Genomic DNA, 16,617 nt, shown 5'->3' with positions numbered 1-16,617 from the left:
CACGGGCGTGCCCAGTCGCGTACATGACCAGTGAAGTTATCGCTGATCATCCCCGCTGATCAATGAGTTCGGGCGGTCGGGTTCGGCCGGACGGGCGCGAAACGGCGCGCGGGAGAAGTGCGGACCCGCGGTGAACCGCTTCGCCGCGCTCTCCGTGCCGTTGTCGGGGGAGGTGCACCGACACCCCCGGTACCGAGCTTTCCCAGTGAGATCCACCGTCACCGACACCACCGCACCCGCGTCGCGAGGAGATTCCGTGGCTACCGATGCACCGCCGCCCGAGGTCAGTACGGACACCCGCCCTGCCCCGCCCACGACCGAGGCGTTCACCGCGATGCAGGAGAGCGAGGAGTTCGGCGAACTGCGCCGCTCGTACCGCTCGTTCGCCTTTCCGCTGACCATCGCGTTCGTCCTCTGGTACCTGCTCTACGTGCTGCTGTCCAACTACGCGGGCGGCTTCATGGGCACCAAGGTCTACAGCAACATCAACGTGGCCTTCGTGTTCGGCCTCGCCCAGTTCGTCACCACCTTCCTCATCGCCTGGTTCTACTCGCGGCACGCGGCCGCGAAGCTCGACCCGAAGGCCGAGGCCATCAAGTCCCGTATGGAGGCCGACGCATGAGCGCCGCGTACCACTCGCACCCCGCCCTCCAGTTGGCCGCTTCCTCGACCACCGAGCACCGGCCGCTGATCATCACGCTCTTCGCCGTGTTCGTCGCCGCGACCCTGGGCATCACCGTCTGGGCCGGACGGCAGACCAAGAGCGCCTCCGACTTCTACGCGGGCGGCCGCCAGTTCACCGCCTTCCAGAACGGACTCGCGGTCTCCGGCGACTACATGTCCGCCGCGTCGTTCCTCGGGATCGCCGGGGCCATCGCCCTCTTCGGCTACGACGGCTTCCTGTACTCCATCGGCTTCCTCGTCGCCTGGCTCGTGGCCCTGCTGCTGGTCGCCGAGCCGCTGCGCAACTCGGGCCGCTACACGATGGGCGACGTCCTCGCCTACCGGATGCGCCAGCGCCCCGTCCGTACCGCCTCCGGCGTCTCCACCATCGTCGTCTCGATCTTCTACCTGCTGGCCCAGATGGCGGGCGCGGGCGTCCTGGTCTCCCTGCTGCTCGGCATCACCAGCGACGCGGGCAAGATCCTCATCGTCGCCCTCGTCGGCGTACTGATGATCGTGTACGTCACCATCGGCGGGATGAAGGGCACCACCTGGGTGCAGATGGTCAAGGCCGTCCTGCTGATCGCCGGTGCCCTCCTGATGACCTTCCTGGTGCTGCTGAAGTTCGACTTCAACATCTCCGACCTGCTGGGCACGGCCGCCTCGAAGAGCGGCCACGGGGCGGCGTTCCTGGAGCCCGGCCTCAAGTACGGTGCCACCGGCACCTCGAAGCTGGACTTCCTCTCCCTGGGCATCGCCCTGGTCCTCGGCACCGCCGGCCTGCCGCACATCCTGATCCGCTTCTACACGGTGCCGACCGCCAAGGCCGCCCGTAAGTCGGTCAACTGGGCCATCGGCATCATCGGCGCCTTCTACCTGATGACGATCGCCCTCGGCTTCGGTGCCGCCGCCCTCATCGGCCCGGACGAGATCAAGGCGAAGAACCCGGCCGGCAACGCGGCCGCCCCGCAGCTCGCCGAATACCTCGGCGGGGTCGGCACCACCGGCGGCGCCGTGCTGCTCGCGGTGATCTCGGCGGTCGCCTTCGCCACCATCCTCGCCGTCGTCGCGGGACTCACCCTCGCCTCCTCGTCCTCCTTCGCGCACGACATCTACGCCAACGTCATCCGCAAGGGGAAGGCCACCGAGAAGGAGGAGATGCGGGCAGCCCGCTGGGCCACCGTCCTCATCGGCGCGGTCGCGATCGTCCTGGGCGCCTTCGCCCGTGACATGAACGTTGCCGGACTGGTGGCGCTGGCGTTCGCCGTCGCCGCCTCCGCCAACCTGCCGACCATCCTCTACAGCCTCTTCTGGAAGCGGTTCACCACCCAGGGCGCGCTCTGGTCGATCTACGGCGGTCTGGCGAGCTCGGTGATCCTGGTGCTGTTCTCGCCGGTCGTCTCCGGCAACCCGAAGACGTCGATGTTCAAGGGCGTCGACTTCGCCTGGTTCCCGCTGGAGAACCCCGGCCTGATCTCCATTCCGCTGGGCTTCCTGCTCGGCTGGATCGGCTCTTTCCTCTCGAAGGAGGAGCCGGACAAGGGCAAGTACGCCGAACTGGAGGTCAAGTCCCTCACCGGTGTCGGAGCGCACTGAGCGAACAGCGCCCCGAGCTGCCCTCCCGCTCCGTGGCCGTGTCGTAGGGTCCTACGACACGGCCACGCCGCTCCTCGTGTCATACGGGCCCCGCCGATGTCACAGCTCTCGCGTAGTCTCGGAAGAGTCAGCCGGAAGGGCCGGAAGAGCGGACTCGGCACCCGGGAAGCAATTGGGGGAGGGGGCCCACATGCTCATCGACACCTACGACCGGGTGGCCACCGACCTGCGCGTCTCACTGACCGACCGGTGCAATCTGCGGTGCACGTACTGCATGCCGGAAGAGGGCCTGCAATGGCTGGCCAAGCCCGACCTGCTCAGTGACGACGAGATCGTCCGGCTGATCCGCATCGCCGTCACCCGGCTCGGCATCACCGAGGTCCGCTTCACCGGCGGCGAGCCGCTGCTGCGCCCCGGGCTCGTCTGCATCGTCGAGCGATGCGCGTCCCTCGGCCCACGCCCCAGGATGTCCCTCACCACCAACGGCATCGGTCTGGGGCGCACCGCCGCCGCACTCAAGGCCGCGGGGCTGGACCGGGTCAACGTCTCGCTGGACACCCTGCGCCCCGACGTCTTCAAGACCCTCACCCGCCGCGACCGCCACCACGACGTGCTGGCCGGCCTCGAAGCCGCGCGCGACGCCGGGCTCACCCCGGTCAAGGTCAACACCGTCCTGATGCCGGGGCTCAACGACGACGAGGCCCCCGAGCTGCTCGCCTGGGCCATCGAGCACGGGTACGAGCTCCGCTTCATCGAGCAGATGCCGCTCGACGCCCAGCACGGCTGGAAGCGCGACGGCATGATCACGGCAGGCGACATACTCCAGTCCTTGCGCACCCGCTTCACCCTCACCGAGGAGGACGCCGGAGAGCGCGGCTCCGCCCCCGCCGAGCGCTGGATCGTCGACGGCGGCCCCCACCGGGTCGGTGTCATCGCCTCCGTCACCCGCCCCTTCTGCCGGGCCTGCGACCGGACCAGGCTCACCGCCGACGGCCAGGTGCGCACCTGCCTCTTCGCCCGCGAGGAGACCGACCTGCGCGGCGCCCTGCGCTCGGACGCGCCGGACGAGGAGATCGCCCGTATCTGGACGCTCGCGATGTGGGGAAAGAAGGCCGGATCCGGTCTGGACGACCCGTCCTTCCTGCAGCCCGACCGGCCCATGTCGGCGATCGGCGGTTAGGGGCGGCCCCTACCGGTCGTCGGCGCGGGACTCCCACTCCGCCAGTGTCACGACGTCCTTGAGGAAACCCCGGACATCCAGGAACGAGGAGAGGTGCTCCCGGTGTTCCTCGCAGGCCAGCCAGGTCTTGCGACGCTCCGGGGTGTGCAGCTTCGGGTTGTTCCAGGCGAGCACCCATACGGCATCGGCCCGGCAGCCCTTGGCGGAACAGATGGGTGCGGCGGCAGCGCTCTCGGCCGCGGTTTCAGGGGAGTTCACGGACTCAACCCTAGGTCCTCCCGTTTGGGATCAGACCGTCGCCCGACCGCATCCCCGGCCGGAGAAAAAGCGACGCCGAGCAGCCACGGGGGGAGCTGCCCGGCGTCGGTCTGTCGCTCCGACGGGGGATGCGGAGCGCCTACGAAGTATGTCACGCAGACGGGGGTGCGGTGCACCGTAACTTCATGATTGATCTGAGGTTTTCCTGAGCCTCGGGTGCATGGCGCACCCAACCGGGCTCACACGGATTCCCCGCCGCGGCGGACCCCGTCACCCTCCGGACCGGATTCCGCGGCACCGGCCACCGGCGCGGCGTCGCGTACCGGCCGCATCGGTGCCGGTACGAAGGTGGAAGGAAGCGAAGGGGTGTTCTCCCGGCCCGCGTTGGCGATGACCACCGCCACGTACGGGAGCAGAACCCCGAGTGCGAGCGCCACGATCGCGACGTACCGCTCGACGTTCCACAGCACCGCGGCCAGGACCACCGACACCGTCCGTACGGACATCGAGATCACATAGCGCCGCTGCCTGCCGCGCACATCGTCCGCGAGTCCCTGCCGGGCCTCCGTGATCCGGAAGACCTCGCCGCCGCTCTGCTTCCGCATCACGTCTCCATCACCCTTCCCCCAGCGCCTGACGGGCCAGGGGTACCTCATTCCCGCGCCGGACGCACCCCGGACCGGACCGCAACCACGGTACGCCCGGCGCACGGCGGCTTCGAGACCGGGGCACGCCCTGTTCGTACATATCGGTATCCGCACCGCACGTACGGACCCTTCCGGCGTGCGGTGCACGGCCCGCGGGCCGAGACTGGGCGGCACATGCGCGACATCGCGTCGCACGAGGAGGCGACATGGGCTGGTTGTGGGCAATCATCGTGGGGCTGGTGCTCGGTCTGATCGCGAAGGCGATCCTGCCCGGCAAACAGAACATCCCGCTCTGGTTGACGATCATTTTCGGCATCATCGGCAGCGTCCTCGGCAACGCCGTCGCCACCTGGATCGGTGTCAACGACACCAAGGGCATCGACTGGATCCGCCATCTGCTCCAGCTGATCGGCGCGGTGGTGGTCGTCGGCGTCGGCGACATGCTGTGGGCCTCGATCCGCGGCACCAAACAGAAGACCTGAACCACCGGGGCACAACGCACTGAGGCCGGACACGCATCGCGCGTGTCCGGCCGCAGTGCCGATACGGGCCGGGATCAGCCGGTGACCTCGACGGCGGCGAGGTTCTTCTTGCCCCGGCGCAGCACCAGCCAGCGCCCGTGCAGCAACGCCTCGCGGGCCGGCGCGCTCTCGCCGTCCGCGACCTTGACGTTGTTCACGTACGCACCGCCCTCCTTCACCGTGCGACGGGCGCCCGACTTGCTCGGCGCCAGGCCGACCTCCACCAGGAGGTCCACCAGCGGGCCGAGCTCGGTGACCTGCGCGTGCGGCACCTCGGACAGTGCGGCGCTCAGCGTCGCCTCGTCCAGCTCGCCGAGCTCACCCTGACCGAAGAGCGCCTTCGACGCCGCGATGACCGCGGCGCACTGATCGGCACCGTGCACCAGCGTCGTCAGCTCCTCGGCCAGCGCGCGCTGCGCCGTCCGGGCCTGCGGACGCTCCTCGGTGACCTTCTCCAACTCCTCCAGCTCAGCGGGGCTGAGGAAGCTGAGGATGCGCATGTACCGGGAGATGTCCCGGTCGTCCACGTTCAGCCAGAACTGGTAGAACGCGTACGGCGTCGTCATCGTCGGGTCGAGCCAGACGGCCCCGCTCTCGGACTTGCCGAACTTGGTCCCGTCCGCCTTCGTCATCAGCGGCGTCGCCAGCGCGTGCACCTCGGCGCCCGGCTCCAGGCGGTGGATCAGGTCGAGACCGGCGGTGAGGTTGCCCCACTGGTCGCTGCCGCCCTGCTGGAGGGTGCAGCCGTAGCGCCGGTACAGCTCCAGGTAGTCCATGCTCTGGAGCAACTGGTAGCTGAACTCGGTGTAGCTGATGCCCTCGTCGGACTCCAGCCGCCGGGCGATGGATTCCTTGGTCAGCATCTTGTTGACGCGGAAGTGCTTGCCGATGTCCCGGAGGAACTCGATCGCGGACATGCCCGAGGTCCAGTCCAGGTTGTTCACCATGACCGCCGCGTTCTCGCCCTCGAAGGACAGGAACGGCTCGATCTGGGACCGCAGCCGCGTCACCCAGTTGGCGATCGTCTCCGGATCGTTCAGCGTGCGCTCCGCGGTCGGCCGCGGGTCACCGATCTGACCGGTGGCCCCGCCCACCAGGGCGAGCGGCCGCAGACCGGCCTGCTGGAGCCGGCGCATGGTGAGCACCTGCACCAGATGGCCGACGTGCAGACTCGCAGCGCTGGGGTCGTAGCCGCAATAGAAGGTGACGGGACCGTCCGCGAGAGCCTTGCGCAGTGCGTCCTCGTCAGTGGACTGGGCGAACAGCCCGCGCCACTTCAGCTCGTCGACGATGTCCGTCACGGTTCCGGTGCTCCTCTTGGTGCGTACGGGTAATGGCTTTCCTGCTCAGTCTAGGCGGGTCACACACCCGGGCTCACCGAGCTCATGTTGAAGTCCGGGATCCGCAGCGCGGGCATCGCGGCCCGGGTGAACCAGTCGCCCCACTCGCGCGGCAGCGTCTTCTCCGTACGGCCCGCTTCCGTGGCCCGCGACAGCAGGTCCACCGGCGACTCGTTGAACCGGAAGTTGTTCACCTCGCCGACGACCTCGCCGTCCTCGACGAGATACACCCCGTCGCGGGTCAGCCCGGTCAGCAGCAGCGTCGCCGGATCGACCTCCCGGATGTACCACATGCAGGTCAGCAGCAGTCCGCGCCCGGTCGTCGCGGCCACCATCTCCGCCAGGGACCGCTCACCGCCGCCCTCCAGCACCAGGTTGTCGATCGCCGGCGCGACCGGCTGCCCGGTCAGCCCCGCCGAGTGCCGGGTGGTCGTCAGATGCTCCAGCCGGCCGTCCCGGATCCAGTCGGTCGACGTCAGCGGCAGACCGTTGTCGAAGACGGAGGCGCCGTCCCCGGAGGCATGGGCGATCACGAACGGCGCCGCCTCCAGGCCCGGTGCGTGCGGGTCGCTGCGGAGCGTCAGCGGCAGCCCGGAGAGCTTCTCGCCGAGCCTGGTCCCGCCGCCCGGCTTGGAGAACACCGTCCGGCCCTCCGCGGCGTCCCGCGCGGTCGACGACCACAGCTGGTAGATCAGCAGATCCGCGACGGCGGTCGGCGGCAGCAGCGTCTCGTACCGCCCGGCGGGCAGCTCGATACGGCGCTCCGCCCAGCGCAGCCGCTGCGCCAGCTCCGCGTCGAGCCCGGCCGGGTCGACGTCCTTGAAGTCGCGCGTCGAGCGGCCCGCCCAGGACGAACGGGTGCGGTCGGGGGACTTGGCGTTGAGCTCCAGCGTCCCGGTCGGCTGGTCGTGGCGCAGCCGCAGCCCCGTCGACGTACCGAGGTAGGTCGAGGTCAGCTGGTGGTGGGCGAAGCCGTACAGCTCACGGCCGCCGGAGCGGGCGCGGGCGAAGGCGTCGCCGAGCGCCGGGGCGAACTCCGCGAAGACGTCCGAGCCCGTCTCGGCCGGTGCGCCCGTGAAATCGGGTGACGTGGGCACCCCGGCGACCAGCGGCTGCGCGTCCTCCGCCGGACCGGCCCCGCGCGCGGCGGCCTCGGCGGCCCGCACCAGCGGCTCCAGATCCTCCGCGGTCACCGCGGACCGCGACACCACGCCGGACGCGGTGCCCTGCGCACCGTCGACGGTCGCGACGACGGTCAGGGTCCGACCCCGCGTCACCCCGTTCGTCGTGAGCGCGTTGCCGGCCCAGCGCAGGTTCGCGGACGACTCCTCGTCGGCGATGACCACGCAGCCGTCGGCGGTGGACAGTTCGAGCGCCCGCTCGACGATCTCGTGCGGCTTGCTGACGCGGCTCATCGTCCGGCCTCCTGCGTCGTATTGAGACTGTGCTGTCCCGGGGGACGACCCCCGGACCCCCAGCCGGTTCCGTGGTGACCGCTCATCGTCCGGCCTCCTGCGTCGTATTGAGGATGTTCACGCCCCGGAAGAGGGCGGAGGGGCAGCCGTGCGAGACGGCCGCGACTTGGCCCGGCTGGGCCTTGCCGCAGTTGAAGGCGCCGCCCAGCACATACGTCTGCGGGCCGCCGACCTTCTCCATGGAGCCCCAGAAGTCCGTCGTCGTCGCCTGGTACGCGACGTCGCGCAGCTGCCCGGCCAGCCTGCCGTTCTCGATCCGGAAGAACCGCTGCCCGGTGAACTGGAAGTTGTAGCGCTGCATGTCGATCGACCAGGACCGGTCGCCGACCACGTAGATCCCGTGCTCCACCCCGCCGATCAAGTCCTCCGTGGAGAACCCGCCCGGATCCGGCCGCAACGACACGTTGGCCATGCGCTGCACGGGGACGTGGCCCGGCGAGTCCGCGTACGCGCAGCCGTTGGAACGGCCCAGCCCCGTCAGCTTCGCGATCCGCCGGTCCAGCTGGTAGCCCACCAGCGTCCCGTCCTTGACCAGGTCCCAGGACTGCGCCTCGACACCTTCGTCGTCGTACCCGATGGTCGCGAGCCCGTGCTCGGCGGTGCGGTCACCGGTCACATTCATCACGGGGGAGCCGTACGTCAGCTTCCCCAGCTGGTCGAAGGTGGCGAACGAGGTCCCGGCGTACGCCGCCTCGTATCCCAGCGCCCGGTCCAGCTCGGTGGCATGGCCGATCGACTCGTGGATGGTCAGCCAGAGGTTGGACGGGTCGACGACCAGGTCGTACGTTCCCGCCTCGACGCTCGGCGCCCGCATCTTCTCGGCCAGCAGCCCGGGGATCCGCGCCAGCTCGTCGTCCCAGTCCCAGCCGGTCCCGGTCAGGTACTCCCAGCCGCGGCCCACCGGCGGGGCGATCGTCCGCATCGAGTCGAACTCACCCGTCGTCCCGTCCACGGCGACCGCGGTGAACTCCGGATGCAGCCGCACCCGCTGCTGGGTGGTCACGGTGCCCGCCGTGTCCGCGTAGAACTTGTTCTCGTGAACGGTCATCAGCGAGGCGTCCACATGCGCGACGCCCTCGGCACCCAGGAGCCGGCCGCTCCATTCGGCGAGCAGCCCCGCCTTCTCCTCGGCCGGTACGTCGAAGGGGTCGATGTCGTACGCCGAGACCCAGGTCCGCTCGCCGTGCACCGGCTCGTCCGCCAACTCGACCCGCTCGTCGGAGCCGGCCGCCGCGATCACCTTGGCCGACAGCTTCGCCATGGCGACGGCCTGCGAGGCCACCTTTGCCGCGGCGTCCATCGTCAGGTCCACCCCGGACGCGAACCCCCACGCCCCGCCGTGCACCACCCGCACCGCGTAGCCGAGATCGGTGGTGTCCGAGGACCCGGAGGGCCGGGCGTCCCGCAGCCGCCAGGACGCGCTGCGCACCCGCTCCAGCCGGAAGTCGGCATGCACGGCGCCCAGCGCCCGCGCGCGGGCGAGCGCCGCGTCGGCGAGGGCCCGCAGCGGCAGGGCCAGGAATGACTGATCTACCTCATGAGGCATGTAGTACTCCGTCTTTTCGGCATGTGTCCGCAGTGAACCATGTCGTGCGTCGAGAGCGACCGGCCATAGGTTTCCCGGACGAACACGCCGGGCTCGTCACCCGGTTCGGCGTGTCACACGAGATGGGTCCGCGGACAAGCCGCCCCGACCGGTCACAGATCGTCATCGATCACGCCCGCCCTGAACGCGGCCCACCCCGAGGCCGTGAACCGCAGAGGGGTCGTGCGGGGATCACATGCCCGTGGTGGTGGAGGTGTACGCCGCGTAGGCCGAGGCCGGGTCCCCCGCCCGGCCGGGTGAGACGCCCGGCGGCCCGGCGATCGATCGATGAGTGCACGACTGTAGGAACCCCACAGTGCCCGAGGGAAGGCGCTGTCAGGGGCCGATTGCTCGCGGAGCGCCTGATACCGATAGGTTTTCGACGTACCAGACCGCTAGGGAAAGGGTGATCCGTTGAGCCGCTCGGTTCTCGTCACCGGAGGAAACCGGGGCATCGGCCTCGCCATCGCCCGCGCTTTCGTCGACAACGGCGACAAGGTCGCGATCACCTTCCGCTCCGGTGAGCCGCCCGCGGCGCTCACCGAGGCCGGTGTCCTCGCGGTCCGTTGCGACATCACCGACGCCGAACAGGTGGAGCAGGCCTACAAGGAGATCGAGGAGAAGCACGGTCCCGTGGAGGTGCTGGTCGCCAACGCCGGTATCACCAAGGACCAGTTGCTGATGCGGATGTCCGAGGACGACTTCACGTCCGTCGTCGACACCAACCTCACCGGCACCTTCCGGGTCGTCAAGCGCGCCAACCGCGGCATGCTGCGCGCCAAGAAGGGCCGCGTCGTCCTCATCTCCTCCGTGGTCGGCCTGCTCGGCTCGGCCGGGCAGGCGAACTACGCCGCGTCCAAGGCGGGTCTGGTCGGCTTCGCCCGGTCGCTGGCCCGTGAACTCGGTTCGCGGAACATCACTTTCAACGTCGTCGCGCCCGGTTTTGTCGACACCGACATGACGCAGGTGCTCACCGAGGAGCAGCGCAAGGGCATCGTGTCCCAGGTGCCGCTCGGCCGCTACGCGCAGCCCGAGGAGATCGCCGCCGCGGTGCGCTTCCTCGCCTCCGACGACGCGTCGTACATCACTGGAGCCGTCATCCCCGTTGACGGCGGATTGGGCATGGGTCACTGATCACCATGAGCGGAATTCTCGACGGCAAGCGCATCCTCATCACTGGGGTGCTGATGGAGTCGTCCATCGCGTTCCACACCGCCAAGGTGGCCCAGGAGCAGGGTGCCGAGATCATCCTGACCGCTTTCCCCCGGCCCACGCTGACGGAGCGCATCGCCAGGAAGCTGCCCAAGCCGGCCAAGGTCATCGAGCTGGACGTGACCAACGCCGAGCATCTTGACCGGCTCGCCGGTCTGGTGAAGGACGAGCTCGGTTCGCTCGACGGCGTCGTCCACTCCATCGGCTTCGCGCCGCAGGACGCGCTCGGCGGCAACTTCCTCAACACCCCGTTCGAGTCCGTCGCCACCGCGATGCACGTCTCGGCGTTCTCGCTGAAGTCGCTCGCCATGGCCTGCAAGCCGCTGATGAGCGAGGGCGGCTCGATCGTCGGCCTCACCTTCGACGCGCAGTTCGCCTGGCCGCAGTACGACTGGATGGGCCCGGCCAAGGCCGCGCTGGAGGCCACCTCCCGCTACCTCGCCCGCGACCTGGGCAAGGACGGGCTGCGCTGCAACCTGGTCTCCGCCGGACCGATCGGCTCGATGGCCGCCAAGTCCATCCCGGGCTTCGGTGAGCTCGCCGAGGTGTGGAACACCCGCTCCCCGCTGGCGTGGGACATGTCCGACCCGGAGCCGGCCGGCCGTGCCATCGTCGCGCTGCTCTCGGACTTCTTCCCGAAGACCACGGGCGAGATCATCCACGTCGACGGTGGCGTGCACATGATTGGCGCCTGATCTCGTACGACAGGCTCTGACACAGCCGCGTACCGCCTCCGAGCAGGTGGTACGCGGCTGTGTCGTGTCCGCGCCCGGCTTCGGCCCGCTCAAGTCGAAAATGCGGTCGATCCACCGCAGAATGTGATGAACCGGACTCGGGTCAGGCTACGGGGAGGAGGTCGCTGTGCGCTCCACACGTCGCCGGACCGGGGCCCTGCTGGCGGCCTGCACAGCCGTCGCCGGACTGCTCGCCGCCCCGGTGGGGATATCCATGGCGGGGCGGCTGGGAGCCGGGGCATCCGCCCCCGCCGCTCCCACCCCCGACCCCGCCGGAGCCGAATGCCGTACGTCGGTCCGGGGCTCCCGGGTCGTCGCCTACTGCCACAACCCGTACCCCTCCACCGACCGCGTACAACTGCACACCGAATGCCGCCGTTGGTGGGACATAGACGCCGACGCCGCCCCGGTCGACGTGGGCCCCGGGCGGACCGTGCGGATCGACGACCGCTGCTGGAAGGAAGTCGGCTCCGTCTGGGTCACGCACCGGGTGCAGGACACGGCCCAGGACCGCCCGGTCTAGACCAGATCTAGACCCGGTCCTGGTCTGGGTCACGCACCGGGTGCAGGACACGACCCAGGACCGCCCGGTCTAGACCAGATCTAGACCCGGTCCACCAGACAGCTCAGTGCATGACTCGCGGCCTCGGCCGCCGCCGTCTCCCCGTCCCCCGCCCGGATCGCCTCGACCAGCCTGCCGTGGTCCATGTGGTTCTCCGGCCGCAGCTCATGACCGATGTCGCCCCTGAGATAGTCGCGCAGCAGATCGCCCAGGTCGGCGTAGAGACCGGTCAGCACGTCGTTGTGCGAGGCGGCGACCACCGCCAGATGCAGCGTCGCGTCCGCCGCCACGAACGCCTCGGCGTCACCCGCGGCCCAGGTCTCCTCCCGGCGCGCCATGAGCGCGTCCAGCTGCTTCAGATCCCGCTCGGTCCGCCGGGCGGCGGCCAGCCTCGCCGCCGACGACTCCAGGGTGGAGCGCAGCTCGGCGACATGGCGCGGATCGGCGGACGCGAAACGGCGGTGCATCACCCCGGCCAGCTCGCTGGTGGCGACGACATAGGTGCCCGACCCCTGCCGGATGTCGAGCAGGCCGTTGTGCGCGAGCGCGCGCACGGCCTCCCGGACGGTGTTGCGTGCCACCCCCAGCTGCTCCACCAGTTCGGGCTCGGTGGGAATGCGTGAACCCACGGGCCACTCGCCCGAGGTGATCTGATTCCTGAGCTGGGCAATCACCTGGTCGGCGAGTGCCGAACGCCGCGGAGACGTCAGCGCCATGGTGCTCCTTGGTCGGGTTGCTGGGGTGATGAGGGGTGACGGGAGTCGCTGCAGTTGCTGTGCCTGAAGCGAATCGTCTCAGAGGGACTCCCGTCTGATTGGACAATCAATCATCCCATGATTCTATGATGGGCCTCATGCCCGACGACGAGACCCGGACCCTGACCCCCGCCACCACGGTGGACGCCCCCACGAAACCCCTGGCCACACAGACCTCGCAGGACCCGCGGGCGGCACAGGCCGCCGACGGGCCCTCTCCCTGGCTGCTCCGGCTGGTCGTCGTCGGGCTGGTCCTCACCGCGCTCAACCTCCGCCCCGCCATCACCAGCCTCGGCGCCCTCCTCGAAGAGGTACGGGACGGGCTGCACATGAGCGGCAGCGTCGCCGGCGTCCTCACCTCCGTACCGCCGCTCTGCTTCGCGATCTTCGGCATCATGGCGCCTCGCCTCGCCCGCCGCTTCGGCCCGGGCGCGGTCGTCTGCGCCGGCATGATCGCCATCACCGCCGGTCTGGTGATCCGGCCGCTCGTCGGTGGGACGGCCGGCTTCCTCGCCGCGAGCGCCCTCGCCCTCATGGGCATCGCCGTCAGCAACGTCCTGATGCCGGTGATCGTCAAGCGCTGGTTCCCGGACCGGGTCGGCTCCATGACCGGGCTCTACTCGATGGCCCTGGCCCTCGGCACCTCGCTCGCCGCCGCGGTGACCGTGCCGATGACCAGCGCGATGGGCGGCAGCTGGCGTCTGGGGCTCGGCGTCTGGGCCGTGCTCTCCGCCGCCGCGATCCTGCCCTGGATCCCGGTTGTACGGGACCGGCGCGGCGCCCCGGGGCAGTCCGCCGCCCAGCAGCCGGGCGCCCCGGCCCTCAGGATCACCCGCAGCCGTACCGCCTGGGGCCTCGCCTGCTTCTTCGGCCTCCAGGCCACCGCCGCGTACATCACCATGGGATGGATGCCGCAGATCTTCCGCGACGCCGGGGTCTCGGCCGGTACGGCGGGAGTGCTGCTCGCCGTGACCATGGCGATGGGCGTGCCGCTCGCCTTCGTCATCCCGAGGGTCGCGACCCGGATGAAGAACCAGGGCCCGATCGTCGTCTTCCTCGGCAGCTGCGGCCTCATCGGCTACGCGGGCCTCTACCTCGCGCCGGCCGACGGGGCCTGGGCCTGGGCGCTGCTCCTCGGCGTCTCGAACTGCTCCTTCCCGCTCGCCCTGACCATGATCGGCATGCGCTCGCGCACCGGCGCGGGAGTGGTCCGGCTGTCCGCGTTCGCCCAGTCCGTCGGCTATCTGATCTCGATCCCGGGACCGCTGCTGATCGGTGTGCTCTACCAGAACAGCGGCGGCTGGGAGCTGCCGATCGCGCTGATGGCGGGCCTCATGGTGCCGCAGATGGCGGTCGGAATCCTGGCCGGGCGGGACCGGACGATCGAGGACGAATGCTGAAGTGCGAGACTGGCCCCATGTCTCCTGTGCTCGACCCGAATCCCCAGAACGGTCAGAAGAAGTTCCTCGTCGTACTCGGCGCGATGCTGCTGATCACCGTGATCGTCGCGGTGATCGCCTCGATCGCGTCCCCCTGATCCGCACGGTCACCGGCCGTCGATGGTAGGGCTGGCACCACCATCCCCTAGGGGGCCAGGGTCAGGGTGAAGTGGGTGGGTCGCCGGATGGGTCCGGCGGCCCCGGATCCGTAGGTTTTCGGTATCAGTACCGATGACCCACGGAGGCGGACATGCCGGCCCGAACGCACACCCCGACCACTCACCCGGCCGCGGGCGGCGTCGAGGTCCGGCTGCCGTGGTGGGCCATCGCGCTGCCCGCGATCGCGTTCGCCGCACTGATGCTGCTGATCGTGGGATCCGGCGAGGCGCACGCCGCGACCACCGACCCGGCGATCAGCCGGTTGCTCGAGCGAATCATGGCCCGGGTGACCGCCTGACGCCGCCCGCGCACCCCGCACAAGCCCTTCAACACCCTGAGCCGGACGGCACATTTCATGCGAAGCTGAGGTGTATGAGCGTCGATACACCTCGCAGGATCGTCCTTCTCAGGCATGCAAAGGCGGAATGGTCGCAGGACTCCGACCACGAGCGGCCGCTCGCGGAGCGCGGCCGCAAGGATGCCCCCGTCGCAGGCCGCAAACTCGTCGACTCCGGGATCGACCTCGATCTGGCCCTCTGCTCCACCGCCGCCAGGACGCGCGAGACGTGGAAGCTGGCCGTCCACGAGATGCCGCACCGCCCCAGGACCGTGTACGAGGAGCGGCTGTACGAGGCGTCCCTCGGTGAGCTCATCGCCCTGATCAACGAGACCCCCGACGATGTGCACGACCTCCTGGTCATCGGCCACAACCCCGGCATGCACGCGGTCGCCGACGCTCTCTCGGAATCGGCCGAGGGCGACGCCCTGACCCGGATGACCCGCGGCGGCTTCCCCACCGCCGCGTTCGCAGTCGTCGAGTTCACCGGATCCTGGAAGGGCGTGGAGCACGGAGTGGGCAAGCTGGTCGAGTACTGGACGCCCAACGACTGACCTCGCTGTCGTACGAGCAGGGCCCCGGTGCGGAAAGCGCCGGGGCCCTGCTCGTACGCGCGAACGCGTCAGTGTCGTATACGCGCACGCGCCAGGGCTGTACGCGCGAAGATCTCAGTGCTCGTACGCGCGCACGTCTCAGTCGACGAGGCCGTCGGCGGCCTCGACCTCCTCGCGGGTGATGCCGAGCAGATACAGCACGGTGTCCAGGAACGGCACGTTCACCGCGGCGTGCGCGGCCTCGCGGACCACCGGCTTGGCATTGAAGGCCACCCCGAGCCCGGCGGTGTTCAGCATGTCCAGGTCGTTCGCACCGTCACCGATCGCGACGGTCTGCGCCAGCGGCACCCCGGCCTGCGCGGCGAAACTGCGCAGCAGCCGGGCCTTGCCGGCCCGGTCGACGATGTCGCCGACGACCCGTCCCGTGAGCTTTCCGTCGACCACTTCCAACGTGTTGGCAGAGGCGAAGTCGAGCCCGAGCCGTTCCTTCAGATCGTCGGTGACCTGGGTGAACCCGCCCGAGACCACACCCACTTGGTAGCCGAGCCGCTTCAGCGTACGGATCAGGGTGCGCGCGCCCGGCGTCAGCCGCACCTCGGCGCGCACCTTGTCCACCACCGACACATCGAGCCCGGCCAGCAGCGCCACCCGTGCGTGCAGCGACTGCTCGAAGTCGAGCTCGCCGCGCATCGCCTGCTCGGTCACCTCGGCCACCTTGTCCTCGCAGCCCGCGTGGGCGGCGAAGAGCTCGATGACCTCGTCCTGGATGAGCGTCGAGTCGACGTCCATGACGACCAGCCGCTGCGCCCGGCGGCTCAGCCCGGCCGACACCACCGCGACATCGACACCGATGCCGGCGGCCTCCGTCGCCAGTGCGGTCCGCAGCTCCCCGGTCCCGGTGCCGGACACCGCGAACTCGACTGCCGTGACCGGGTACTTCGCGAGCCGGAAGATCCGGTCGATGTTGCCGCCGGTGGAGGTGATCGTGGCCGCTATGGCGGCGGTCGACTCCGCGGTCAGCGGGTGCCCGAGCACCGTCACATGGGAACGCCCGTAACCACGCGGCCGGTTGTCACCGGTACCGGAGATGATCTCGGCCTGCAGCTTCAGCGAGTCGGCCCAGCTGTGCACGGTCGCCCGCAGATCGCCCTCGGTGGTGTCGCCCGCGGTCGGGGCGGTGACCAGGGCGCACAGGACGATGCGGCCACGGGTGACGACCTGCTCGATGTCGACGACATCGACCGAGTAGGCGGCGAGGGTGTCGAAGAGCCCGGCGGTGATGCCGGGGCGGTCCTTCCCGAAGATCTTCACGAGAAGGGTGGGTGTGTCGGTGCCCCGACGGGACTCAGGGGACTCAGGAGACGAGGAGGACCGAGGTGGCTGAGATGCGCTCATGGTGCTTCCACCGTATCGGTCCGCTCCGGGGCGCCGGAGGCCCGTCCCGCGGAGCGGACAGCGCGTCGGCCCCGTACCCCCGCCCGGAGCACCGGCGCGGTGACGGACCGCGCGCGTCCGGATCCATTCGGTGGTCGCGGGGGTCGGGGCGCGGCGAATCCCCGGAGCCCGGAATGCTCCGTTCAGCAATGGTTCGTACGTACTC

The 16,617-nt window shown here is 69.8% G+C and carries 18 protein-coding genes; 11 read left to right on the top strand and 7 right to left on the bottom strand.

All coding sequences use genetic code 11. The features are described from left to right. The first annotated feature begins 256 nt into the window (after window positions 1-256). The 3 genes from OG978_RS09990 (at window position 257) to moaA (ending at window position 3,439) form a co-directional block, all read left to right on the top strand. On the top strand, window positions 257-622 hold the full coding sequence (locus tag OG978_RS09990) for a DUF485 domain-containing protein (protein WP_326764854.1): 366 nt from the start codon (window positions 257-259) through the stop codon (window positions 620-622). Beyond that, window positions 619-2,259 (top strand): solute symporter family protein, encoded by a 1,641-nt coding sequence (locus OG978_RS09985; protein ID WP_326764853.1) that lies wholly within the window; start codon window positions 619-621, stop codon window positions 2,257-2,259. The genes OG978_RS09990 and OG978_RS09985 overlap by 4 nt, the downstream gene beginning before the upstream one ends. A gap of 190 nt (window positions 2,260-2,449) precedes the next feature. After that, on the top strand, window positions 2,450-3,439 hold the full coding sequence (moaA, locus tag OG978_RS09980; protein WP_326764852.1) for a GTP 3',8-cyclase MoaA: 990 nt from the start codon (window positions 2,450-2,452) through the stop codon (window positions 3,437-3,439). Between the two features lie 9 nt (window positions 3,440-3,448). Here the strand turns inward: moaA and OG978_RS09975 are convergent, their stop codons facing one another. Further along, the gene (locus OG978_RS09975) at window positions 3,449-3,697 is read right to left on the bottom strand and encodes a hypothetical protein (protein WP_326764851.1); all 249 of its coding nucleotides are present in this window, start codon (window positions 3,695-3,697) and stop codon (window positions 3,449-3,451) included. Window positions 3,698-3,936: 239 nt separating this feature from the next. Continuing rightward, window positions 3,937-4,302 carry a DUF3099 domain-containing protein gene (locus OG978_RS09970; RefSeq protein ID WP_326764850.1) on the bottom strand — a complete coding sequence of 122 codons (366 nt, stop codon included), beginning with the start codon at window positions 4,300-4,302 and terminating at the stop codon, window positions 3,937-3,939. A gap of 248 nt (window positions 4,303-4,550) precedes the next feature. On the opposite strand from OG978_RS09970, the gene OG978_RS09965 reads away from it, so the two are divergent. Then, window positions 4,551-4,826: a GlsB/YeaQ/YmgE family stress response membrane protein gene (locus OG978_RS09965; RefSeq protein ID WP_317861297.1), complete on the top strand. Its 276-nt coding sequence runs from the start codon at window positions 4,551-4,553 to the stop codon at window positions 4,824-4,826. Between the two features lie 74 nt (window positions 4,827-4,900). On the opposite strand, the gene tyrS is transcribed toward OG978_RS09965, so the two are convergent. From tyrS to OG978_RS09950, 3 genes are all read right to left on the bottom strand, one after another. Then, window positions 4,901-6,166: a tyrosine--tRNA ligase gene (gene tyrS / locus OG978_RS09960; protein ID WP_326764849.1), complete on the bottom strand. Its 1,266-nt coding sequence runs from the start codon at window positions 6,164-6,166 to the stop codon at window positions 4,901-4,903. 59 nt (window positions 6,167-6,225) lie between these two features. Next, on the bottom strand, window positions 6,226-7,620 hold the full coding sequence (locus OG978_RS09955) for a metallopeptidase TldD-related protein (RefSeq protein ID WP_326764847.1): 1,395 nt from the start codon (window positions 7,618-7,620) through the stop codon (window positions 6,226-6,228). Between the two features lie 82 nt (window positions 7,621-7,702). Beyond that, on the bottom strand, window positions 7,703-9,226 hold the full coding sequence (locus tag OG978_RS09950) for a TldD/PmbA family protein (protein WP_326764845.1): 1,524 nt from the start codon (window positions 9,224-9,226) through the stop codon (window positions 7,703-7,705). 453 nt (window positions 9,227-9,679) lie between these two features. Between OG978_RS09950 and fabG the strand changes: the two genes are divergently transcribed. The 3 genes from fabG to OG978_RS09935 all read left to right on the top strand — a co-directional run bounded on the left by fabG (window position 9,680) and on the right by OG978_RS09935 (window position 11,734). Next, window positions 9,680-10,399: a 3-oxoacyl-[acyl-carrier-protein] reductase gene (gene fabG, locus OG978_RS09945; RefSeq protein WP_326764844.1), complete on the top strand. Its 720-nt coding sequence runs from the start codon at window positions 9,680-9,682 to the stop codon at window positions 10,397-10,399. Window positions 10,400-10,404: 5 nt separating this feature from the next. After that, a complete protein-coding gene (gene fabI, locus OG978_RS09940; protein ID WP_326764843.1) occupies window positions 10,405-11,172 on the top strand; it encodes an enoyl-ACP reductase FabI in 768 nt (255 codons plus the stop codon). A 166-nt stretch (window positions 11,173-11,338) separates the two neighbouring features. Beyond that, window positions 11,339-11,734 carry a hypothetical protein gene (locus OG978_RS09935; RefSeq protein WP_326764842.1) on the top strand — a complete coding sequence of 132 codons (396 nt, stop codon included), beginning with the start codon at window positions 11,339-11,341 and terminating at the stop codon, window positions 11,732-11,734. Window positions 11,735-11,814: 80 nt separating this feature from the next. Here OG978_RS09935 and OG978_RS09930 read toward each other — a convergent pair whose 3' ends face one another. Further along, window positions 11,815-12,489: a FadR/GntR family transcriptional regulator gene (locus tag OG978_RS09930; RefSeq protein WP_326764841.1), complete on the bottom strand. Its 675-nt coding sequence runs from the start codon at window positions 12,487-12,489 to the stop codon at window positions 11,815-11,817. Between the two features lie 137 nt (window positions 12,490-12,626). Here OG978_RS09930 and OG978_RS09925 point away from each other — a divergent pair, with 137 nt between their 5' ends. The 4 genes from OG978_RS09925 to OG978_RS09910 all read left to right on the top strand — a co-directional run bounded on the left by OG978_RS09925 (window position 12,627) and on the right by OG978_RS09910 (window position 15,017). After that, window positions 12,627-13,928: a CynX/NimT family MFS transporter gene (locus OG978_RS09925; protein ID WP_326764840.1), complete on the top strand. Its 1,302-nt coding sequence runs from the start codon at window positions 12,627-12,629 to the stop codon at window positions 13,926-13,928. Window positions 13,929-13,954: 26 nt separating this feature from the next. Beyond that, complete coding sequence (locus OG978_RS09920) at window positions 13,955-14,065, top strand: SGM_5486 family transporter-associated protein (protein WP_326769984.1); 111 nt, start codon at window positions 13,955-13,957, stop codon at window positions 14,063-14,065. A 152-nt stretch (window positions 14,066-14,217) separates the two neighbouring features. Next, on the top strand, window positions 14,218-14,424 hold the full coding sequence (locus tag OG978_RS09915) for a hypothetical protein (protein WP_326764839.1): 207 nt from the start codon (window positions 14,218-14,220) through the stop codon (window positions 14,422-14,424). A gap of 74 nt (window positions 14,425-14,498) precedes the next feature. Next, window positions 14,499-15,017, top strand: a complete 519-nt coding sequence (locus OG978_RS09910) for a SixA phosphatase family protein (RefSeq protein ID WP_326764838.1) — start codon at window positions 14,499-14,501, stop codon at window positions 15,015-15,017. 138 nt (window positions 15,018-15,155) lie between these two features. Here the strand turns inward: OG978_RS09910 and serB are convergent, their stop codons facing one another. Continuing rightward, the gene (gene serB / locus OG978_RS09905) at window positions 15,156-16,412 is read right to left on the bottom strand and encodes a phosphoserine phosphatase SerB (RefSeq protein WP_326764837.1); all 1,257 of its coding nucleotides are present in this window, start codon (window positions 16,410-16,412) and stop codon (window positions 15,156-15,158) included. Window positions 16,413-16,617 lie beyond the last annotated feature (205 nt).

Source organism: Streptomyces sp. NBC_01591 (genome assembly GCF_035918155.1).
Taxonomy (GTDB): Bacteria; Actinomycetota; Actinomycetes; order Streptomycetales; family Streptomycetaceae; genus Streptomyces.
This window is presented reverse-complemented; position numbering and strand designations above follow the sequence as displayed.